This is a genomic window from Streptomyces sp. NPDC048338, assembly GCF_043201055.1.
Taxonomy (GTDB): Bacteria; Actinomycetota; Actinomycetes; order Streptomycetales; family Streptomycetaceae; genus Streptomyces.
In genome coordinates, this window is the sequence record NZ_JBICYQ010000004.1 from 18477 (window position 1) to 39288 (window position 20812).

Annotated in this window: 21 protein-coding genes; 10 read left to right on the forward strand and 11 right to left on the reverse strand. The window is 73.8% G+C overall.

What is annotated here, in order from left to right:
- Positions 1 to 5 precede the first annotated feature (5 nt).
- Complete coding sequence (locus ACGFZF_RS10525; RefSeq protein WP_393553009.1) at positions 6 to 602, reverse strand: TIGR03086 family metal-binding protein; 597 nt, start codon at positions 600 to 602, stop codon at positions 6 to 8.
- Positions 603 to 674: 72 nt separating this feature from the next.
- Positions 675 to 1259 carry a hypothetical protein gene (locus ACGFZF_RS10530; protein ID WP_356607392.1) on the reverse strand — a complete coding sequence of 195 codons (585 nt, stop codon included), beginning with the start codon at positions 1257 to 1259 and terminating at the stop codon, positions 675 to 677.
- A 119-nt stretch (positions 1260 to 1378) separates the two neighbouring features.
- Here ACGFZF_RS10530 and ACGFZF_RS10535 point away from each other — a divergent pair, with 119 nt between their 5' ends.
- Both ACGFZF_RS10535 and ACGFZF_RS10540 read left to right on the forward strand, forming a co-directional pair.
- Complete coding sequence (locus ACGFZF_RS10535; RefSeq protein ID WP_393553012.1) at positions 1379 to 2359, forward strand: fibronectin type III domain-containing protein; 981 nt, start codon at positions 1379 to 1381, stop codon at positions 2357 to 2359.
- A gap of 60 nt (positions 2360 to 2419) precedes the next feature.
- Positions 2420 to 4273 (forward strand): hypothetical protein, encoded by a 1854-nt coding sequence (locus tag ACGFZF_RS10540; protein WP_393553013.1) that lies wholly within the window; start codon positions 2420 to 2422, stop codon positions 4271 to 4273.
- A gap of 26 nt (positions 4274 to 4299) precedes the next feature.
- Here ACGFZF_RS10540 and ACGFZF_RS10545 read toward each other — a convergent pair whose 3' ends face one another.
- The 3 genes from ACGFZF_RS10545 to ACGFZF_RS10555 form a co-directional block, all read right to left on the reverse strand.
- Positions 4300 to 5463 carry a GDSL-type esterase/lipase family protein gene (locus ACGFZF_RS10545; protein WP_393553015.1) on the reverse strand — a complete coding sequence of 388 codons (1164 nt, stop codon included), beginning with the start codon at positions 5461 to 5463 and terminating at the stop codon, positions 4300 to 4302.
- A 262-nt stretch (positions 5464 to 5725) separates the two neighbouring features.
- A complete protein-coding gene (gene aceB / locus ACGFZF_RS10550) occupies positions 5726 to 7357 on the reverse strand; it encodes a malate synthase A (RefSeq protein ID WP_393553017.1) in 1632 nt (543 codons plus the stop codon).
- 226 nt (positions 7358 to 7583) lie between these two features.
- Positions 7584 to 8198: an NTP transferase domain-containing protein gene (locus ACGFZF_RS10555; RefSeq protein WP_393553019.1), complete on the reverse strand. Its 615-nt coding sequence runs from the start codon at positions 8196 to 8198 to the stop codon at positions 7584 to 7586.
- A 178-nt stretch (positions 8199 to 8376) separates the two neighbouring features.
- Here ACGFZF_RS10555 and ACGFZF_RS10560 point away from each other — a divergent pair, with 178 nt between their 5' ends.
- On the forward strand, positions 8377 to 8697 hold the full coding sequence (locus ACGFZF_RS10560; RefSeq protein ID WP_393553021.1) for a DUF5955 family protein: 321 nt from the start codon (positions 8377 to 8379) through the stop codon (positions 8695 to 8697).
- Positions 8698 to 8759: 62 nt separating this feature from the next.
- Here ACGFZF_RS10560 and ACGFZF_RS10565 read toward each other — a convergent pair whose 3' ends face one another.
- Positions 8760 to 9386, reverse strand: coding sequence for a response regulator transcription factor (locus ACGFZF_RS10565; protein ID WP_147981712.1), 627 nt, complete (start codon positions 9384 to 9386; stop codon positions 8760 to 8762).
- Positions 9383 to 10669: a sensor histidine kinase gene (locus tag ACGFZF_RS10570; RefSeq protein WP_393553023.1), complete on the reverse strand. Its 1287-nt coding sequence runs from the start codon at positions 10667 to 10669 to the stop codon at positions 9383 to 9385. The genes ACGFZF_RS10565 and ACGFZF_RS10570 overlap by 4 nt, the downstream gene beginning before the upstream one ends.
- A 112-nt stretch (positions 10670 to 10781) precedes the next feature.
- Here ACGFZF_RS10570 and ACGFZF_RS10575 point away from each other — a divergent pair, with 112 nt between their 5' ends.
- Positions 10782 to 11867: an ABC transporter permease gene (locus ACGFZF_RS10575; RefSeq protein WP_393553025.1), complete on the forward strand. Its 1086-nt coding sequence runs from the start codon at positions 10782 to 10784 to the stop codon at positions 11865 to 11867.
- Positions 11864 to 12562 carry an ABC transporter ATP-binding protein gene (locus tag ACGFZF_RS10580; RefSeq protein ID WP_393553027.1) on the forward strand — a complete coding sequence of 233 codons (699 nt, stop codon included), beginning with the start codon at positions 11864 to 11866 and terminating at the stop codon, positions 12560 to 12562. The genes ACGFZF_RS10575 and ACGFZF_RS10580 overlap by 4 nt, the downstream gene beginning before the upstream one ends.
- Positions 12563 to 12703: 141 nt before the next feature.
- Here ACGFZF_RS10580 and ACGFZF_RS10585 read toward each other — a convergent pair whose 3' ends face one another.
- Positions 12704 to 13513: an IclR family transcriptional regulator gene (locus ACGFZF_RS10585; protein WP_393553029.1), complete on the reverse strand. Its 810-nt coding sequence runs from the start codon at positions 13511 to 13513 to the stop codon at positions 12704 to 12706.
- A 348-nt stretch (positions 13514 to 13861) separates the two neighbouring features.
- Between ACGFZF_RS10585 and allB the strand changes: the two genes are divergently transcribed.
- Together allB and alc are read left to right on the forward strand one after the other, a co-directional pair.
- A complete protein-coding gene (gene allB, locus ACGFZF_RS10590) occupies positions 13862 to 15196 on the forward strand; it encodes an allantoinase AllB (RefSeq protein WP_393553031.1) in 1335 nt (444 codons plus the stop codon).
- Between the two features lie 3 nt (positions 15197 to 15199).
- Positions 15200 to 16315: an allantoicase gene (gene alc, locus ACGFZF_RS10595; RefSeq protein ID WP_393553033.1), complete on the forward strand. Its 1116-nt coding sequence runs from the start codon at positions 15200 to 15202 to the stop codon at positions 16313 to 16315.
- A gap of 124 nt (positions 16316 to 16439) precedes the next feature.
- Here the strand turns inward: alc and ACGFZF_RS10600 are convergent, their stop codons facing one another.
- Positions 16440 to 17180: an SDR family NAD(P)-dependent oxidoreductase gene (locus tag ACGFZF_RS10600; protein ID WP_393553035.1), complete on the reverse strand. Its 741-nt coding sequence runs from the start codon at positions 17178 to 17180 to the stop codon at positions 16440 to 16442.
- Between the two features lie 216 nt (positions 17181 to 17396).
- Here ACGFZF_RS10600 and ACGFZF_RS10605 point away from each other — a divergent pair, with 216 nt between their 5' ends.
- The 3 genes from ACGFZF_RS10605 (at position 17397) to ACGFZF_RS10615 (ending at position 19456) form a co-directional block, all read left to right on the forward strand.
- The gene (locus ACGFZF_RS10605; protein WP_393553037.1) at positions 17397 to 18008 is read left to right on the forward strand and encodes a dihydrofolate reductase family protein; all 612 of its coding nucleotides are present in this window, start codon (positions 17397 to 17399) and stop codon (positions 18006 to 18008) included.
- A 147-nt stretch (positions 18009 to 18155) separates the two neighbouring features.
- Complete coding sequence (locus tag ACGFZF_RS10610) at positions 18156 to 19082, forward strand: DMT family transporter (RefSeq protein WP_393553039.1); 927 nt, start codon at positions 18156 to 18158, stop codon at positions 19080 to 19082.
- Positions 19083 to 19093: 11 nt separating this feature from the next.
- Positions 19094 to 19456, forward strand: coding sequence for a hypothetical protein (locus ACGFZF_RS10615; protein WP_393553041.1), 363 nt, complete (start codon positions 19094 to 19096; stop codon positions 19454 to 19456).
- A gap of 30 nt (positions 19457 to 19486) precedes the next feature.
- Here the strand turns inward: ACGFZF_RS10615 and ACGFZF_RS10620 are convergent, their stop codons facing one another.
- Both ACGFZF_RS10620 and ACGFZF_RS10625 read right to left on the reverse strand, forming a co-directional pair.
- Positions 19487 to 20449 carry a RimK family alpha-L-glutamate ligase gene (locus tag ACGFZF_RS10620; protein WP_393553043.1) on the reverse strand — a complete coding sequence of 321 codons (963 nt, stop codon included), beginning with the start codon at positions 20447 to 20449 and terminating at the stop codon, positions 19487 to 19489.
- Entirely contained in the window at positions 20446 to 20703 is a 258-nt protein-coding gene (locus ACGFZF_RS10625; protein ID WP_147981725.1) for a hypothetical protein, read from the reverse strand. The genes ACGFZF_RS10620 and ACGFZF_RS10625 overlap by 4 nt, the downstream gene beginning before the upstream one ends.
- Between the last annotated feature and the right edge of the window lie 109 nt (positions 20704 to 20812).

The following is a 20812-nucleotide window of genomic DNA, read 5'->3' on the forward strand; positions in this document are numbered from 1 at the left end:
GACCGTCAGGACGCCGGAGGCCGCCAGTCCGGCCGACGGCCGCTCAGGCCGATGACCCGGTCGAGCAGGGGCGCGTCGTCCGGGACGGGGACGATCGGGCCGAAGAAGCCGTCGTCGCCCTGCGCGTCCTCGGCCGGTGTCAGGAGCGCCTGCGACGAGGCGAGTTCCGCCTCCTCGACCGCGTAGTCCTGGCCCGTGGCCCGCGCCAGGTCCCAGCCGTGGATCACCAGCTCGTTCAGCGCCACCATGCCCATGACGGCGGCCGGCAGCTCGACCCCACCCGCCTGCGTGTCCCCCTCCCAGGCGCCCGGTTCGCGCCAGGCCGCCGCCAGGTCGTCCAGTGCCTTCGGCAGATCCGTGCGCCAGTCGGCGCCCAGCACCGGCCGTTCCGTGCCGGGCGGGGTGCCGGTCGTCGGGCCGAAGTCCTTGCGGGCGGCGTCGCGGAAGGCCACGCTCAGCCCGGCGACGTGCGCCAGCACCTCCCGTACCGCGTACTCCGGACACGGGGTCGGATCCCCGAGCCGCTCGTCGCCGATGCCCGCCGCGAGCCGCGCCATCCGCCCGGCGGCCGTCCCCAGATCGATGTGTGTCGCATTCTCCATACGGGGCAGACCGTCCGGGCGCCCGGAACTCATCGGTCGACGGCGCCCCTCCTCGGTCACGGGTCGCCCGGGTCACCGCTCCGCCCCGATCCGCCGCAGGCACTCCGCCGCCAGCGCCGGGTACGCCTCGGCGATCGCCTCGTACAGGCGCGTGCGCAGGAGTCCCTCGGCCTCCGCGCGTCCCGTCACCCCGTACAGCCCGTCGAGCAGCGTCTCGTACCGGGACAGCGCGTGCCGGAGGTAGTTCACCTGCCACCGGACCAGTGCCCCTGGCCCGGTGGCCCCTCCGCCGGGGCTCCGGGCACCCAGCAGCCGGCGATGCCGCACCGCCCGCCGCTCCAGCTCCGCCGCGGGCAGCCGGGGCACCTGGATCGGCTGCGCCCGGATCGCCGCGAGCACGGCGAGCCGCCGGCTCTCGGCGCCCGCCGTCGCCGCCGACGACCGGCGCCCCGAGTCCGCGGCGCACCGGGCGAACTCCGGTGTCCGCTCCACGGCCTCCACCCGCGACACGCGGTAGAGCCGGACGGGCGCGAGCGACCAGCGGCGCGGGTCACGGCCCTGGACGTCGGCCTCACCCAGCAGATCCCGCACCATCGCGTCGGTCCAGCCGCGCTCCCGCAGCCCGTCGAGCGTCACGTACGCCGTGCAGTCCGTCATGATTCCCCCTGAAGTCGATTACGGAGAGTGACGATCTCAGTGAAGCGCACCCCACTGACAACGACCCCGACCCGCCCCCTTGCCCTACCGTGCGGCGGGGTGCCATAAAGGTCTGGACCATGTCGACGGACGGAGGCATTCCCGTGCAACGCCCGCTCGCCGCAACCCTGTTGACCCTCGCCCTGCTGCCCCTCGCGGCCTGCTCCACCGGGCCCGACGCGGACACCCGGGCCCCCGGCGCTCCCATCGGCGTCACGGCGGCCTCCGGCAGCGCGACCACCGTCCACGTCATGTGGAGCGCCGCGACCGACGACCGCGCCGTGACCGGCTACGAGGTCTACGAGCAGGGCCGCAAGGTGAAGGACCTGCCGGCCACGACGCTCATGACGGACGTCGTGAACCTGGCGCCCGCCACCCCCTACTCCTTCACGGTCCGCGCCCGCGACGCCGCCGGGAACCGGTCGCCACACAGCGTGAGGGTCCCGGCGACCACCCTCGCCGCGAGCGCGCGGGACCGCACGCCCCCGACCGCGCCGGCATCCCTGCGCGGCGCCGCCGACGGCAGCCGCGCCGCCACCCTGACCTGGACCCCGGCCCGCGACGACACGAGGGTGACGGCCTACGACGTCTACCAGGCGGACACCCGCGTCCACACCGTCCCGGGCACCGTCACCACCACCCGCGTCACTTCGCTCCGCCCCGGCACGATCTACTCCTTCACGGTCCGCGCCCGCGACGCCGCCGAGAACTCCTCGCAGGACAGCGACACCCTCGACGTGACCACCGCCGCCGCTCCCGGCGCGCCCCCGAACACCGCCCCCACCGGCCTGACGGCGACGGCCGGGCGCGGCGAGATCACCCTGACCTGGACCCCGCCGCGGACCGACGCCCCGATCGAACAGCACCAGCTGTACCTGAACGGCAGATTCGCCACGACCGTCGTCTGGGGAGCGGAGCCCCCACCGGGCCGCGCCACCTACACCTTCACGGTCCAGGACCCGCCGGGCACCCGCTACAGCGTCACCCTGCGCGCCAGGCTCCCGGACGGCACCTGGGGCGACTTCTCGGCGCAGCGGACGGTGGTGGTCGAAGCGCGCTGACACCCCGTGCGCGCCTGTCGCGGAACGACGTCCTCCGCCCTCCCGAACTACCCTGGAGGCGTGGCTGCCACCGTGCTCTCCAACACCGGGCTCGACACGTTCCTCGACGGCGCCCCCGAGCGCCACGACCCCTCCTACGTGCGGGCCGCCGACGCCGTGCTCGGGCTCCTGGCGCTGCGCGGGGCCGAACGGCGGGCGGGCCTGCCCGAGCCGACCGTGGAGCTGGTGCGGCATCTGCTCGTCGAGGACGCGCCGACCTTCGTCTACGCGACGCCCGAGGAACTGGCGGCCTACCCCGCCGTCCTCGCCGCGCTCACCGCGCGGATCCGGGAGGCCGGGCGCCTCAACGGGAAGCGGCAGGCCCGGATCCTGACCGCGATCGAGGAGACCCTGCCGGACTTCGAACGGGCGATGAACGACCCCGGCAACCTCACCTGGCAGCGCTGGTACACCTCACTGCTGCGGGCCGACGGCGCCGACCCCGGCGACCCCGCCGCCGTCCTCGGCTGGCTCGCCGCCCACGAGGGCGTCACGACCCCCGACGGACTGCGCCGCGCCGACCTGATGAACCGGAGCGAACTCGCCGACGTCGTCCTCGCCGAGGCCCTGACCGGCGCGTACGTACGGGACGCCGAGGCGCCCTCCCCCGCGGGGCCGCTGCTCTCCGACGCGGACGTCGCCCACGGCGTCGGCCGAGTGGCGGGCCGGCTGGTCGACCGCTGGACCGCCGAGGGCCTGGCCGAGGCGCTCTCGGGGCCGTACGCCCATCTGGCCCCCGGGCCGGAGGCGTTCCCCCATCTGGTCCTGGCCGACACCCTTCTGGACGAACACCTCGACTACTACGGCGACTCCACCGTGCCCCTCCCGCCACCACCCGCGGAGCCGCACGATCCGCAGCGCTCCGTGGAGGCGGCCGCCGACCTGCTGGCCGCGGCCGTCGACGAGATGAAGGCCGAGACGGGCGGGCTCTACGACGGCGAGGCCGCCCACCTGCTGTACGCGCTCTACCAGCGCGGCTCCAGCGCCGAGTCGGTGGCCCGCAGGGCCGCCGAGTTCGAGGACTGGCCGGTCGATCCAGGCCTGGAGGACGCGCCCGTACCCGTACCGGCCACCGCGCAGGCCCCCGGCAACTACCGGCTGCCCTCCACCGAGGAGCTGACCCGGCTCGTCGGGCGGACCGTCACCGACGACGACCGGGCACGGCTGGAGCCGTCCGCCCGGACCATGGCCGACACCGTCGACCGGCTCACCGGGACCGGCATGGTCTTCCGCGCGGGCGACGCCTTCGGCCTCACGCCGCAGGGCGTCGAGGTCCTCCACTACCTGCTGAGGGTCCGGCACGTGGCGGCCCCCGACGCCGCCGAGGCCGCCGCCTGGGACGCCCCGACGGTGGTCGCCGCGGCCGAGGGCTGGTCCGGACCCGCGGCCGCGCGCGTCCTCGCCGACTGGCTCCGCGCCCGGGGTGACGGCGCCGACGCCTGGTCGGCGCTGCTCGCCGCCCTCGGCACCGTCAACGCGGGAACCCACGAGGCCGCCGACACCCGTGCGCTGCTGGGTCTCCTGGACTGCGCCGCGGCCCCTCTGGATGCCTTGCGCGGCGCCGTCGCCGACCCGGTCGTCGGCGCGTCCGCGGCCGATGTCCTGCGGGCCCGGGGCGAGGCCGTGGACGAGACCCTCGTGCCGTTGTCCGCCTACGCCCTCGCCGTACTGGACGAGCTGACCCGGGCGCCGGGCCGGGCCTCCTTCGACGTGGCGGCCGAAGGGTGGCCCGGCGGCGCGACCGCCCTGATCAAGGAGATGGTGGCGGCCGATCCGCACCAGGCCGAACGCACCCTGGTGCGCCTGGGGGTGGCCCGCCCGCAGGCGCGCACGGAGCGACGGGCGCGACGCCGGGGAAGGCGCCGCGCCCGCTGAACCCCGTGGGGGGGGTCGGGACAGGGTCAGGAGAGCGCCGAGAGGTAGATCCCGGACGTGCCCGCCCCCGCCGTGTTGCGGCAGCTGTGGTTGCCGGTCGGCCGCGCCTGGATCAGGGCCAGGCAGCGGCCGAGGGCGAGCTGGCCGTAGTAGTTGGGGTGCACGGACTCCTGGACCGGCCCCTGGGTCCCGTTGCTGTCGATCCAGCGGGCCCACTCGCTGGTCGTGATCGAGGCCGGCACCGTGGCACTCACCTGCTTCGACGCCTTGGCGCAGACCTCGCGGCCCTGGAGCAGGTCGCGCAGGTCCATGAACTGGGTGCCCTTGGCGGCGGCGACGGCCTTCAGCCGGTCGGAGACCTGCGGGACGAGCGAGTCCCGCGCCCAGTCCGAGTCGAGGTTCCAGAACGGGCACCCACCCGTGTTGACGCGGCTCCAGCCGCTCTCCGTGTAGCGGTTCTCGGCGGCGCGGGGGATGGGAGAGGGGTAGGACTGGAGCACGATCCGGTAGTCGGAGGCCGCGTAGCCGGCGCCCGACATCACGGCGCGGATCTCGTCGACCGACTTGGCGACGTTCGCCATCGCGCCGTCGATCTTCGCGTCGACCTCGGCCTGCTGGTCGTCGTGGCAGTAGGAGTACCAGACGATGTAGTCGGTGGCGCAGGCGCGGATGATGTCCGAGAAGCCCAGGTCGTTGCCGCCGACCGACAGCACGATCATCCGGACGTCGTTCGCGGCGGCGACCGCCGCGAGCTGGTCGGCCTGCGGCGCCTCGCCCTTGTACGCCTGTCCGCCCTGCGAGGACCGGAACACGTTCTGCGTCGTGGCGCCGGAGCAGGCGAGGTTGACGAGCGTGGCGGCGATCGCGCCGGCGCTGCGCACCTCGGCGGAGTCGGAGCGGTGGCAGCCGTTGGCCGCCGTGGCGCCGTACACGCGGGCGGGGTCGTACGTACTGCCCGTCCACGCCCGGTCGGTGCCGTTGCGGCTGCCGGTGTTGGTGAGGCTGTTGCCCTGCCAGCGTCCGGCCTCGCCGGAGATGTAGCTGTCGCCCATGGTCACGACGGCGGTGGGGCCGGACCCGGGACTCGCGGCGGCGGGGGCGGCGCCGGCGGCCAGCCCGCCGAGGGCGAGGGGCAGCGCGAGCGCGGCGGCGGCGAGTCTGTGGAGTGCGCGGTGGGGGGTGGTGCGCATGGCGGAGTTCTCCTGCGTCGGTGCAGAGGAGCGGGGGACAGCCGCCGGCCGGTGGCATGGCGGAATCTCGCATGCCGTGGCTTGTTACCGCTAGGTAGCTGCGCGTCTCGGTTACGTCACATGCCCTGTGAAACGCACCGGAGCGAAAAGGGCTCCGCCCCCGGTGCCGTGCGTCACCGGGGGCGGAGCCTGCGTGCGGGGCCGGCGTACGGGGGAGCCGTACGGAGCCGGGGGTACGTGTGCCGGGCGGCTGCTGTGCGGGTCAGCCGACCAGCTGGTCGTACGCGGGGAGGGTCAGGAAGTCGGCGTAGTCGGCGTCCAGCGAGACGTGCAGCAGGAGGTCGTGGGCCTGCTGCCACTTGCCGGCCGCGAAGGCCTCCTCGCCGATCTCCTCGCGGATCGCGGCCAGTTCCTCGGCGGCCACCTCGCGCGCCAGTTCCGGCGTGGCCTTCACCGTCTCGCCGTCGTGCTCGAACTCGACACCCGCGTTGATCCACTGCCAGATCTGCGAGCGCGAGATCTCGGCGGTCGCCGCGTCCTCCATCAGGTTGAAGATCGCGACGGCGCCGAGGCCGCGCAGCCATGCCTCGATGTACCGGGTGCCGACCTGGACGGCGTTGCGCAGACCCTCGTAGGTCGGCCGCGCGTCCAGGGAGGCGATGTCGATCAGCTCCGGGCCCTCGACGTGCACGTCCTCGCGCAGCCGGTCCTTCTGGTTCGGCCTGTCGCCGAGCACCGCGTCGAAGGAGGCCATCGCGATCGGGACCAGGTCCGGGTGGGCGACCCAGGAGCCGTCGAAGCCGTCGCCCGCCTCGCGGTCCTTGTCCGCCTTGACCTTCTCGAAGGCGACCTTGTTGACCTCGGCGTCGCGCCGCGACGGGATGAAGGCAGCCATGCCGCCGATCGCGTGCGCGCCCCGCTTGTGGCAGGTGCGCACGAGCAGTTCGGTGTACGCGCGCATGAACGGGGCCGTCATCGTGACCAGGTTGCGGTCCGGCAGCACGAACCTGGCGCCGCCGTCACGGAAGTTCTTGACGATGGAGAAGAGGTAGTCCCAGCGGCCCGCGTTCAGGCCGGCCGCGTGGTCGCGGAGCTCGTAGAGGATCTCCTCCATCTCGTACGCCGCCGTGATCGTCTCGATCAGGACGGTGGCGCGCACGGTGCCCTGCGGGAGGCCGACGTAGTCCTGCGCGTACACGAAGATGTCGTTCCAGAGGCGCGCCTCCAGGTGCGACTCCGTCTTCGGGAGGTAGAAGTACGGGCCCTTGCCGAGCTCGACGAGGCGCTTGGCGTTGTGGAAGAAGTACAGGCCGAAGTCGACCAGGGCGCCGGGGACCGGGCGGCCCTCGAAGGTCAGGTGCCGCTCCTCCAGGTGCCAGCCGCGGGGGCGCATGACGACCGTCGCCAGCTCCTCGGCCGGCTTGAGGGCGTAGGACTTGCCCGACCTCGGGTCGGTGAAGTCGATCTTCCGGGTGTAGGCGTCGATCAGGTTGACCTGCCCCAGGACCACGTTCTCCCAGGTCGGCGCCGAGGCGTCCTCGAAGTCGGCGAGCCAGACCTTCGCGCCCGAGTTCAGCGCGTTGATCGTCATCTTCCGGTCGGTCGGGCCGGTGATCTCGACGCGGCGGTCGTTCAGGGCCGCCGGGGCCGGCGCGACCTTCCAGGAGTCGTCGGCACGGACGGCCGCGGTCTCCGGGAGGAAGTCGAGGGTGGACGTACGGGCGATCTCGGCGCGGCGCTCCGCCCGGCGGGCGAGGAGCTCGTCCCGGCGCGGCGTGAACCGCCGGTGCAGCTCCGCCACGAAGGCGAGGGCCGCGTCGGTCAGCACCTCCTCCTGCCGGGGCAGGGGCTCGGCTTCGACGACGGCCAGGGGGGACGGCGCTGGTGCGGACATGAACTGTCACTTCCTTCAGCGGGCTTCACGGGCGGTGCCTTGCGGCCGCCGGGCGTCACGGAAGTGGCACTGCGTGCCACGGTGCCGGGATACGGCCGCGAGCGCCGTCAGAGGTATCAGGCGCTTCTGAACAGTGGATACTAGTTTCCTCATGGTGGAAGTTCAATGGTTTGTTGATGTCGAGATACTCCGGATCGACAGACCGTGGCGCTCGGTGCCAGGTCTCTCACTCAAGGTGCGCCAGATCGGCCTCCGTGTCGATGTCGTAGGGCTCGGCCACATCCGAACAGTCCACCAGCGTGATCGCATCCCGATGGGCCTTCAGGTAGTCGCGTGCCCCCTGGTCGCCGACCGCACCCCCCGCGACGGCCGCCCAGCGGTCCGCGCCGAAGAGCACCGGATGGCCGCGCCTGCCGTCGTACGAGGCCGCCGCCAGGGAATCGCGGGAGCGGTACGCCGACCGGACCCGCGTCATCGCCGGGGCCCCGATCCCCGGCTGGTCCACCAGGCTCACCAGGGCCGCGTCCACCGGCAGCGCCTCGGCGGCCAGCGAGCCGAGGCCGACGCGCAGCGACGAGCCCATGCCCTCGGCCCAGTCAGGGTTGTCCACCAGGACGCAGCCGGGCAGTACCGCACGCTCCCGTACGAGCTCGGCGGAGGCCCCGAGAACCACGTGGACGACCTCGCAGCCGCCCTCGCGCAGCGCGCGCACCGCGTGCTCGACCAGCGGCCGGCCGCGGTGGGGGAGCAGGGCCTTGGGGCGCCCGCCGAGGCGGCGCCCGCCGCCCGCGGCGAGGAGGAGACCGGCCACCAGAGGCCGGGTGTGCTGTGCATCCGTCATGAGGGATGCATACCGCATGACGGCCCGGGACACGGATGCCTGAAATTGCGTCCGCGGAGTGGCGCGGCGGGCGCGCGATGGCGTTAACTGACCCGCGACCCCCGGCGCCTGACCACCGTTCGAAGGGTCCGGTTCGGAGTGGGCGTTCGGCGCGGCGTGTCGTGCGAGGGGGAGAACTTTGTTGCGAAGTGTTGGGCAGAGGCGTGTGACAACCGGCAGCGGCGAGGACCCGAGAGTGGCGGAGCTGCGCGCCGCCGTCTCCCGGCTGCGCCGTGAACTCGCGGGCCACCGGGCCGAGTTCGCCGACCGTGGCATCGCCGAGGACGAGCTCGCGTCACTGGACGCGATGGCCGTGAGCGGCGTGCCGGAGATCCGGCGGCTGCGCCGGTCCCTGCTGCTGATCGCCGGTGCGGTCGGCTCCGTCAGTGCCCTGGCGAACGGCCTCGCGGGCGTCCGCAACGCCGTGGAACTGTTCGGCGAGCCGCCGCAGGGCGCCTGAGGCGGGCCGGGACGCGGGGCGGCGCCGAGGCGCGCGGGCCGGCGGGGGCGCCCCGCACACGGCTACCGCCGGATCAGCCGCCGTGCCGTCGCCGCCGCCACCGCGGCCGTGCGCGAGTCGACCCCCAGCTTGGCGAAGACGTGCACCAGATGGGACTTCACCGTCGCCTGGCTCAGGAAGAGCCGCTTGCTGATCTGCTGGTTCGACAGGCCCTCGCCCACCAGCTGCAGCACCTCCAGCTCGCGCTTCGTCAGCGCCTCCGCAGGCGTCCGCATCCGGTCCATCAGCCGGTGGGCCACCGCCGGGGCCAGCGCCGACTGGCCGGCGGCCGCCGTGCGGACGGCGGCGGCCAGCTCCTCGGGCGGCGCGTCCTTGAGCAGATAGCCCGAGGCGCCCGCCTCGACCGCCGCCAGGATGTCGGCGTCCGTGTCGTACGTGGTCAGGACCAGCACGCGCGGCCCGCCCCGGACGGCCGTGATCGCCGCGGTCGCCTCCGAGCCGTGCATACCCGCCCCGAACTGCAGGTCCATCAGCACCACGTCCACGCCGCCCGCCGCCGCCAGCTCCACCGCGCGCTCGGCCGTCGCCGCCTCGCCGACCACGGCGAAGTCGGGCTCCGTGTCCAGGACCGCGCGGAGCCCCGCCCGGACCACCGGATGGTCGTCGGCCAGAAGAAGACGGATCGTCATGACGGCGCTCCAGCGGGAAGAGGGAGGGACACGGCGACCGCCGTGCCCTGACCGGGGGCCGACTCCACGGTGAACGTACCGCCCAGCGACTGGGCCCGGGACCGCATCGCCGGCAGCCCGAAGCCGCCCTCCGCCGAGGGGGAGAGCCGGGCGGGATCGAAGCCCCGGCCGTCGTCCACCACGTCCAGCGTCACCGAGGCGTCCATGAAGGAGAGCGTGATCTCCGCCCGCGAGGCGTCCGCGTGCCGCACCGTGTTCGCCAGCGCCGACTGCGCGATCCGCAGCAGGGCCACCTCGTACGGGGTCGGCAGCTCGACCGGCGTGCCGCTCACCGTGAACCGGGCCCGCAGCGGGCGCCCCGGCCCCGGCTCCTCCGCAGGGCCGGGACCGGGCGTGGAACCCGGTCCCCGACCTGTCGCGGACCCCTGCCCCCGAGCCGTGGTGGACGCCGGCCCGGGCCCCTCCTCGGACAGCCGTTCCGGGCCCGGCTCGCACAGGCGCTCCAGCGCCGCCGCGAGCGAGCCGTGTTCCAGGCCGGGCGGTGCCAGCGCCCGGACGAACCGGCGCGCCTCGGCCAGGTTGTCCTGCGCGGCCCGCCGCGCCCGTTCGACGTGGCCGGCCGCCGGGGAGTCCGGCGGCAGCGTCCGCTGCGCGGCCCGCAGCAGCAGCTGGATCGAGGACAGCCCCTGCGCCAGCGTGTCGTGGATCTCGCGGGCCAGGCGCTCCCGCTCCGCCAGCGTGCCGGCGTGCCGCTCGGCCGCCGCCAGCTCCGCCCGGGTCGACAGGAGCTCCTCGATCAGCCGCCGCCTCCGCTCGCTCTCGCGGTAGAGCGCCTGGTAGCCGAGCACCGTGGCCACCGCCACGGCCGCGCCCAGCAGCGGACCGATGAACACCCCCGGGTTGAGGGCGTCGCCGTGGCGTACGTACGAGAGGATCGCCGCGCAGGCGGTGAGCGCCACCGCCGGCAGCGACCAGCGCACGGGCAGCAGGTGCAGCTGGAGGAAGTACAGCGGGAACGCCACCCAGAGGCCCTCCGGCGTCAGCCACAGCAGCACGAGCCACGAGGCGCACAGCGCCGCCAGCCACAGCCCCGCCGCGCGCCGGGAGGTGCGTACCGACGGCAGCAGCGAACCGGCGGCGTAGACCGCGCCGGTGACCGCGGCCGCCGCCACCCCGGCGGCGGAGTCCGCCCGGACCGCCGCGAGGACCAGCAGGCCCGCCATCAGCAGATGGAGGCACAGGCGCACCACACGCAGGGCAGGGGTGAGGGAACGGGGATCCATGATCTGTCCAGCGTAGGCCGGGGCCGACAATCCGGACTCAACCGAAAGTTTGATTGCGGAGCCATCCGTGGCGCGATGCCCGGCCCGTGCCCCGGCCAGCAGTCTTGGTCCCATGTTCGTGGCATGGAAAGACCTGAGATTCGCCAAGGGGCGATTCACCCTGATGGGCACGGTGATCGTGCTGATCACCCTGCTCGTCGGCCTGCTGTCCGGGCTGACCGCCGGACTCGCCCGCGAGAACGTCTCGGCGATCACGGGACTGCCCGCCGACCGGCTGGCCTTCGCCGCGCCGCCCGCGGACCGGCCGGTCTCCTTCACCGACTCGACGGTGACGGAGACGCAGTGGCGCCGGTGGGCGGAGCGGCCCGGGGTGACGAGCGCCGAGCCGCTCGGGATCCGGACGCTGGGCGGCGTCGCGGGGGACCGGACGGCCTCCGTCTCGGCCTTCGGCACGGAGCCGGGATCCGGTCTCGCGCCCGAGAGCGGACGGCTCGGGCCGGGCCGGGTCGTGCTGTCGCGGTCCGCGGCCGAGGAGCTGGGGACCGCGGTGGGCGACACCGTACGCCTCGGACCGCTGGAGGCCGTCGTCGCCGCGGTCGCGGGCGACGCCTCGTACAGCCACACACCCGTCGTGTGGACCTCGCTCGACGACTGGCAGAAGCTCAGCCACAGCGGAACCACGCCCGACGAGCAGGCCACCGTCATCGCCCTGAGGACCGGCGACGGCGCCGATCTCGCGGCCGGCGACCGGGCCCTGGGCACGGAGGCGAGGAGCATCGACGAGGCGCTCACCGCCATAGGGTCCTACCAGGCCGAGAACGGCTCCCTGCAGCTGATGCGGGGCTTCCTCTTCGCCATCTCCGCGCTCGTCATAGGAGCCTTCTTCACGGTCTGGACGATCCAGCGCAGCGGCGACGTGGCCGTCCTCAAGGCGCTGGGCGCCTCCACGCCGTACCTGCTGAGGGACGCCCTCGGGCAGGCTGTGCTGATGCTCGGCGCCGGCACGCTGCTGGGCACCGGACTCGCGGTCTCCATCGGCGCGCTCGTCAGCGGCGGCGACGTGCCCTTCGTCCTGGAACCGGCGACCGTGCTCGGCCCGGCCGCCGTGATGATCCTCCTCGGCGTGCTCGGCGCCGGACTCTCCATCCGGCGCATCACCGCCGTCGACCCTCTGACCGCACTCGGGAGCGCCCGATGAGCCTGATCCTCGACGATGTCACGCTGACCTACCCCGACGGGGACGGGCGGCTCACCGCCCTCGACGCGATCGGCCTGGAGGTGCCCGCCGGCAGCCTCACGGCGGTCGTGGGGCCCTCGGGATCGGGCAAGTCCAGCCTGCTCGCGGTCGCGGCGACGCTGGTGACCCCGGACCGGGGACGGGTGGTCGTGGCCGGCACGGACACGGGTCCGCTGGACGCGGCGGCCAAGGCGGCGCTGCGGCGGGAGCGGATCGGGATCGTCTTCCAGCAGCCCAACCTGCTCCCGTCCCTGACGGCCGCCGAGCAGTTGCAGGTGATGGCGCACCTCTCGGGAGGCCGGCCGAAGGCGGTGCGCGCGCGGGCGGCGGACCTGCTCGACGCCGTCGGCCTCGCGGACCTCGCCGGCCGCCGTCCGCACCAGCTCTCCGGCGGCCAGCGCCAGCGCGTCAACATCGCCCGGGCCCTGATGAACGAGCCCGCCGTGCTGCTCGTGGACGAGCCGACCAGCGCGCTGGACCACGAGCGGGGCGCGGCGGTGGTGGACCTGCTCGCGACGCTGACCGCGGACCGCGGCACGGCGACGGTGCTGGTGACCCACGACCGCACACATCTGGAGCGGGCGGACGCGACGGTCCTCGTGCGGGACGGCCGGCTGGTGGAGCCCGTGACGGCCCCGGGCGGAGCGGCGGCCTGACGGCTCTGCGGAGGGGCGGTGGCGCGCGAACCACGGACGGGGCTCCCGGCGTGAGCGGCGTTCTCCCCGCCTGGCCACCGGACATGACAGGGGCACCCCGGGTCTTCAGGCCCGGGGTGCCCCTGTCGTCGTGCTCCGTGACTACGCCTGTCCGTTGCCCGCCGTGCTCGCGAGGGCCGCCGACAGTTCCCGGGCGACCTCCTGGAGGATCGGGACGATCTTCTCCGTCGCCGCCTCCGTCACGCGGCCCGCCGGGCCGGAGATCGAGATCGCCGCCGCGGTGGGGGAGTCGGGTACCGACACCGCGAGGCAGCGGACCCCTATCTCCTGCTCGTTGTCGTCGACCGCGTACCCCGCGTCGCGCACCACCGCGAGCGCCTCCAGGAAACCCTCGGGCGTGGTGATGGTCTTCTCGGTCGCGGCCGGCATGCCCGTCCGGGCGAGCAGCGCGCGGACCTCGTCCGCCGGGGTGTGGGCGAGCAGCGCCTTGCCCACGCCCGTCGAGTGCGGCAGGACGCGCCGGCCGACCTCGGTGAACATGCGCATCGAGTGCTTCGACGGCACCTGGGCGACGTAGACGATCTCGTCCCCGTCGAGCAGGGCCATGTTCGCGGTCTCGCCGGTCTCCTCGACCAGGCGCGCCAGATAGGGCCGGGCCCAGGTGCCGAGCAGCCGGGAGGCCGACTCCCCGAGCCGGATCAGCCGGGGGCCGAGCGCGTACCGGCGGTTCGCCTGCTGGCGTACGTATCCGCAGGCCACGAGGGTGCGCATCAGCCGGTGGATGGTGGGCAGCGGGAGCCCGCTGCTGGCGGAGAGCTCGCTCAGTCCGACCTCGCCGCCGGCGTCGGCCATCCGCTCCAGGAGGTCGAAGGCGCGCTCAAGGGACTGGACGCCGCCGCTCGCGGCAGCGGGCTTCGAGGCGTCGGTGGAGCTGGCGCTGGACGTCGGCACGTCGAGGTCCTTTCGGGGCGGGCGGGCAGGTCAGCAGCCTACCGGGCGACCCCGTCGTCCACACGGCCCCGGTCCCGCCGTCCGGGCCGGGTCCGGGTGTACGACGGGGTCATTTGTCCGGTGTCGACGGCTGCCCGGAGGGGTCCCCGACCTCCCCGCATGTGCGGAGCTACGTTCTACTGTACGAAATTCCGATTCCACTTCATGGAAACATCCAAGAGTGCCCGGTCGCGCCGGGACGGGGCGGCGTCATCCTGGAAGTGTGCCCTTGACGGCATGTCGTCCTGAGTTCAGACTCCTTCAACAGTTCGTTGAATTTTTTGCTGGGTGGAAGAAGAAGGGGTACGGGTGGACGTCAACCTGGTACTGCGCTCGACACGCGTCATCACCCCCGAGGGGACACGCCCCGCGTCGATCGCCGTCTCCGGCGGGACCATCGCCGCGGTGCTGCCGTACGACGCCGAGGTACCGGCCGGTGCCCGGCTGGAGGACGTCGGCGACGACGTCGTGCTCCCCGGGCTCGTCGACACCCACGTGCACGTGAACGACCCGGGCCGCACCGAGTGGGAGGGGTTCTGGACCGCCACCCGCGCCGCCGCGGCGGGCGGCATCACCACCCTGCTCGACATGCCGCTCAACTCCCTGCCGCCGACGACGACCGTCGAGCACCTGCGGATCAAGCAGGAGGTCGCCCGGGCGAAGGCGCACATCGACGTCGGCTTCTGGGGCGGCGCCCTGCCCGACAACGTCAAGGACCTGCGCCTGCTGCACGACGCCGGCGTCTTCGGCTTCAAGTGCTTCCTGTCGCCGTCCGGCGTGGACGAGTTCCCCGAGCTCGACCAGGAGCAGCTGGCGAACTCCCTCGCCGAGATCGCCGGCTTCGACGGGCTGATGATCGTGCACGCGGAGGACCCGCACCACCTCGCCGCCGCCCCGCAGAAGAGCGGCGGCAGGTACGCCGACTTCCTCGCGTCCCGCCCCCGGGACGCCGAGAACACCGCGATCGGGAACCTGATCGACCAGGCCCGCCGTCTCGACGCCCGCGTCCACGTCCTGCACCTGTCCTCCTCGGACGCCCTGCCGCTGATCGCGGCGGCCAAGGCCGAGGGGCTCGCCGTGACGGTCGAGTCCTGCCCGCACTTCCTCACCCTCACGGCGGAGGAGGTGCCGGACGGCGCGACCGAGTTCAAGTGCTGCCCGCCGATCCGGGAGGCGTCCAACCAGGACGCCCTGTGGCAGGGCCTGGCGGACGGGACGATCGACTGCATCGTCTCCGACCACTCGCCCTCCACCGCCGACCTGAAGACCCCCGACTTCGCGTCCGCCTGGGGCGGCATCTCCTCCCTGCAGCTCGGCCTGCCGGCGATCTGGACCGAGGCCCGGCGCCGCGGCCACGACCTGACCGACGTCGTCCGCTGGATGTCCCAAGGCCCGGCCCGGCTCGCCGGCCTGGACCGCAAGGGCGCCATCGAGGCCGGCCGCGACGCCGACTTCGCGGTCCTCGACCCCGAGGCCACCTTCACCGTCGACCCCGCCGAGCTGGAGCACCGCAACCGGGTCACCGCCTACGCCGGCCGGACCCTGCACGGCGTCGTGCGGTCCACCTGGCTGCGCGGCGAGCGCATCGCCGTCGACGGCACCCTCGCCGAGCCCTCCGGCCGCCTCCTCGAAAGGAACAACTGACCCGTGACCGGCATACCCTCCTTCACCGGCGACGCCAGCCCCTACGGCGGCGGCGACCCGTACGCGGACTACCGCACCGCCGACTTCCCCTTCACGCAGTACGCCGACCTCGCCGACCGGCGGCTCGGCGCCGGAGTGATCGCCGCGAACGACGAGTTCTTCGCCGAGCGCGAGAACATGCTCAAGCCGGAGGCCGCCGAGTTCGACCCCGAGCACTTCGGGCACAAGGGCAAGATCATGGACGGCTGGGAGACCCGCCGCCGCCGCGGCGTGTCCGCCCAGGAGCCGCACCCCACCGCCGAGGACCACGACTGGGCGCTGGTACGTCTCGGCGCCCCCGGCGTCGTCCGCGGCATCGTCGTCGACACCGCCCACTTCCGCGGCAACTACCCGCAGGCCGTGTCGGTCGAGGCGGCCTCGGTCGCGGGCTCGCCCTCCCCCGAGGAGCTGCTGGCCGACGACGTGAAGTGGACGACGCTCGTCCCGCGCACCGCGATCGGCGGCCACGCGGCCAACGGCTTCGCCGTCGCCGTCGAGCAGCGCTTCACCCACCTGCGGGTCAACCAGCACCCCGACGGCGGCATCGCGCGGTTGCGGGTGTACGGCGAGGTGGCTCCCGACCCGCGCTGGCTCGGCGTCCTCGGCACCTTCGACCTCGCGGCGCTGGAGAACGGCGGCCAGGTCGAGGACGCCTCGGACCGCTTCTACTCGCCGGCGACCAACACCATCCAGCCCGGCCGGTCCCGCAAGATGGACGACGGCTGGGAGACCCGCCGCCGCCGGGACAAGGGCAACGACTGGATCCGCTACAGCCTGGTGGCCGAGTCGGAGATCCGCGCGGTCGAGATCGACACGGCCTACCTCAAGGGCAACAGCGCGGGCTGGGCGGCGCTGTCCGTCGCGGCCGAGGGCTCCGAGGACTGGGCCGAGATCCTGCCCCGGACCCGGCTCCAGCCCGACACCAACCACCGGTTCGTCCTGGACACCCCGGCCGTCGGCTCCCGCGTCCGGATCGACATCTACCCCGACGGCGGCATCTCCCGCCTCCGCCTCTTCGGCTCCCTCACCGAAGCGGGCACGGCGCGGCTGACGGCCCGCCACCAGGAACTGGGCGGGTAACGACACCCCGCCCGGCCCGCGAAGGCGCACCGGCCCGACAGCCCCGGTGCGCCTTCGCGCCTTTCACCCTTCTCCCGCGGGCCCCCGCGGTCCACCCCCTCCGCGCCGGCTCCCGGACGCCCGGCTACGCGGCGTGTCCGCCGTCGACCGAGAACTCGGCGCCCGTCACGTACACCGCCCCCGGCCCCGCCAGGAACGCCACCATCGCGGCGACCTCGTCCGGGACACCGAAGCGGCCCAGCGCCGTCAGCGCCGTCTGCGCCTGTGCGTACGGGCCGTCCGCCGGGTTCATGTCGGTGTCGACCGGGCCCGGATGGACCAGGTTCGCCGTGATGCCGCGCTCGCCCAGGTCCCGTGCCAGCCCCTTCGTCAGGCCGACGAGCGCGGACTTGCTGGTCGCGTAGAGGGTTCCGCCGGGTCCCGGCACCCGTGCCGCCATGCACGTGCCGATCGTGATGATCCGGCCGCCGCGTCCCATCCGTGCCGCCGCCGCCTGCGCCGCCAGGAAGGCGGCCCGCACGTTGACCGCGAGCACCCGGTCCACGTCCGCCAGGGACAGGCTCTCCAGGGGGCCGAGGACACCGATACCGGCGTTGTTGACCAGCACGTCGAGCCGGCCGAGCGCGTCGGCGGCCCACTCCACCGCGCCCGCGGCGTCCCCGGCGTCGGCCGCGTCGGCCCGCAGGGCCAGCGCCGTGCGTCCGGTCGCCTCGATCGCGGCCGCGACCTCCCGCGCGCGCTCCTCGCCCCGGACGTAGGTGAAGGCGACGTCGGCCCCCTCACGGGCCAGCCGCAGAGCCGTCGCGGCCCCTATGCCGCGGCTGCCGCCCGTCACCAGGACCGTCTTGCCGTACATCGTGGACATGTCGAACCTCCAGGGAACGCGAAAGTGGTTTCGCGTTCAATGAAAGGTGGCGGGAGGCCCCCGCACCGGCGGGAAACGGACGCGGTGGTCGGCGGCGCGGGCGCCGGCCGGACGGCGCTGCTCCGGCGTCACCGATGAGTTCCGCAGGGCGGTGGAGTCGAAGCAGGTGAGACACGATGGACCGGGGGACCCCCGGTCGAACCGAAAGGGCCCGTCATGACCGCCACGCTCAGCCTCACCCAGTTCCTCTCGCTCGACGGCGTCTACCAGGCCCCGGGAGGCCCGCAGGAGGACCCCAGCGGCGGCTTCGACCAGGGCGGCTGGTCCGTGCCGTACGGCGACGAGGACTTCGGCCGGTTCATGGCCGGGGTCTTCGAGCGGCCCACCGCCTTCCTGCTGGGCCGCCGCACCTACGAGATCTTCGCGGGCTACTGGCCGAAGCAGACCGACCCCGCCGACCCGGTCGCCGGCAAGCTCAACGCCCTCCCCAAGTACGTCGCCTCGACCACCCTCGACACGGCCGACTGGGCCGGCACCACCGTCCTCGGCGGCGACGCGGCGAAGGAGGTCGCCGCACTCAAGGAGCGCACCGAGGGCGAGATCCAGATGCACGGCAGCGGCGGGCTCGCCCGCTCCCTGATGGCGCACGACCTGATCGACACGCTCCATCTGCTGGTCTTCCCCGTCGTGCTCGGCAACGGGCGCCGCCTCTTCGCCGACGGCGCGCGGCCGACCGCCTTCCGGCACGAGGACGCCAGGACCACGGGCTCGGGCGTCGCCATCCACACCTACGCACGGGCCGGGCGGCCCGAGTACGGCAGCTACTGAACCCGCGGCCCGCTCCGGGGCCGCGGTCCGCGGGCCGTCCGTCCCGCGGAAAGGTGTAGCCCTCATCCGTCGTGCCGGGTACGGTGATCGTCCGCGTGCGAGCCGTCGACGTCTCCACTCCGTCAGACACGTTGGAGCAGGCCCGCCATGTCCTCGATCGCCGCTTCCGTCCCGCTCGGCGCCCCGCGCCGGGCCTGGCTGACCGACCTCCCGGTCCTCCTCGTCGCCGTCGTCTGGGGCACCAGCTATCTCGCGGCCAAGGGCATCACCACCACCCACACCGTCATCGCGGTCCTGGTCCTGCGGTTCGCCGTCGTCCTGCCGGTCCTCGTCGCCGCCGGGTGGCGCCGGCTCCGGGCGCTGAACGCCGCCCAGTGGCGCGGCGCGGGCCTCCTCGGCCTGATCCTCAGCGGGATCTTCCTGCTGGAGACGTACGGCGTCGTCCACACCTCCGCCACCAACGCGGGCCTGATCATCAGCCTCACCATGATCTTCACCCCGCTCGCCGAGGCCGCCGTCACCCGCAGGCGGCCGCCGCGCGCCTTCCTCGCCGCGGCCGCGCTCTCGGTCGGGGGCGTCGTGCTGCTGACCCAGGGCGGCGGCTTCACCACCCCGTCGCCCGGTGACCTGCTCATGCTGCTGGCGGCCCTCGCCCGGACCGTCCACGTCCTGGCCATGTCCCGGATCAAGGCGGTGCGCAGCGCCGACTCCCTCTCCCTGACCACCGTCCAACTCGGCTCCGCCGTGGCCGTCTTCGCCCTCCTCGCGGCGGTCCCCGGGACCGGCGCCGCACCGTGGTCGGTCGCGGCCGGGTTCGGGCCCCGGGAATGGGCCGGGCTGGTCTTCCTCTCCGTCTTCTGCACCCTCTTCGCGTTCTTCGTGCAGATGTGGGCCGTGCGCCGTACCTCCCCGTCCCGGGTCAGCCTCCTGCTGGGCACGGAACCGCTGTGGGCCGCCGCCGCGGGCATCGCGCTCGCGGGCGACCGGCTCGGCGTCCCCGGTGTCGCGGGGGCCGTCCTCGTGCTCGCCGGGACGAGTTGGGGCCGCCGCGCCGCCGACGAGGGTGGCCGGTAGGTTCTTGGCCCATGCGTTCACTCCCGTACGACATAGAGTTCCGCGCCCGCGCACGCCGCACCCAGGGCTGGGGGCTCGGCCTTCTCGCGCTCGCCGGCCTGCTCTGGATCTGGCTCGCCGTGCTGCTGTTCGCGCCGTACGAGGCGGGCGAGTACCGCACCAAGGAGTGCCTGTCCCGCTGGAGTTCGGAGAACCTGCACAGCGACGGAAGCGCCTGTGTCGAGGAGCGCGACTGGCCCGAACTGCTCGCCGTGCTCGGCGCGTCCGTGCCCCTCGCCGTCGTCGGTTCCGTCCTCTACACCAGCGGCTCGGTCTCCCACCGCATGGCCGAGCACCTTGCGGAGGTCACCCGCCTCAACGAGGCCTCCGCCTGAGGGTGTCCGGGCGACCGCGACCTTCGAGGATCACGCCAGGCCCCCGCCCGCGGTCGACGACAGCAGGAAGTCGGCGAAGTGCTCGGTCAGCGGCTCGCCCGTCAGCGGTTCCAGGAACAGGAACTGCCCCTGGGGGTTCACCTCCAGCCACACCGGCTCGTCGTCCGGTGTCAGCTTCAGGTCCACGATCCCCATCGGCAGCCCCAGGCGCCGCAGCACCTCGGCCACCCGGGCTCGGAGCTCGGCGGGTACGGGCCACGGACGGATCGGCACCTCCAGGTCGGGGCGCCAGTCCAGGTCCTCCGTCTCGATGAGGGCCGCGTACATCCGCTCGCCGAAGGAGTTGAGGCGGATGTGCCGGCAGCCCTCGATGTACTCCTGGTACACGGCGGGGCAGACCTCGAACGAGGGGGCCGGGATCGATCCGGGATCGTCCAGCATCCGGGTCCACAGGGACGGCCCCCGGGCGCCGACCACGGGCTTGACGATCGTCCGGCCCGTCTCGCGCACGAAGTCGACCACCTCCGCGCGCGACTGCGAGATCAGGGTCCGCGGCACGCGGAACCCGCAGTCCCGGGCCACCGCCAACTGGAAGATCTTGTCGGCGGCCCGGTCGGTGGCGTCCGCCGGTGAGATCCAGCTGCCGCGGAAGGACGCGGCGAGGATGCCGCCGAGCGCGCCGCGGCAGTCGTTGTCCACGAGGCTGCGCTCGTGCGCGCTGCCCGCCCCCGCCGAAACGGCCTGATCGGCCCGGGGGCGCCGCCACCACAGGACGTCCGCCTCCTCCACGGCCACCTCGACACCCTCGGAGGTCAGGACGGTGGCCGGCCGGCCCGAACCGGCCGGCCCGTCCCGGTGCGAGCGCCAGGACAGCGTCCGCCGTCCTCCGATGGCGTCGCTCTCCACGATGTGCAACTCCCGCCCGCGACCGCGCACGGCGTGCTGCACGGCGAGGGCGTGGAGGTCCTCGCGGACGGAGACGGTCAGGATCACGCGACGCCGCAGTCGTCGCTGTGGCTCGCCTCGCCGTACGAGCATCCGGTCTCGGCGGCCACGCCCGCGAGATTGTCGGCGACGATCTCCAGGCCGGTGGTCTGACGGACCGCCTGCTCCCAGGCGCGCAGCTGTTCGGGTGTCTTCAGGACCACGTAGCGGTCGGGCTGCGAATGGAAGACCACCGGGGGTGCCATCTTCACGACGTCCTCGTCGTACCCGTCCAGCGAGTCACCGAGCTTGAAGTCAGGCATGACGCCCACCTCGGATCGGTAGGGGATTCTTCGCTCCTCCTCCACGATTCCACTCCGGGCGGCCCGGTGCATGTCGGACCGGCGCAGCCCTTCGGCGGGTACGTGAGCG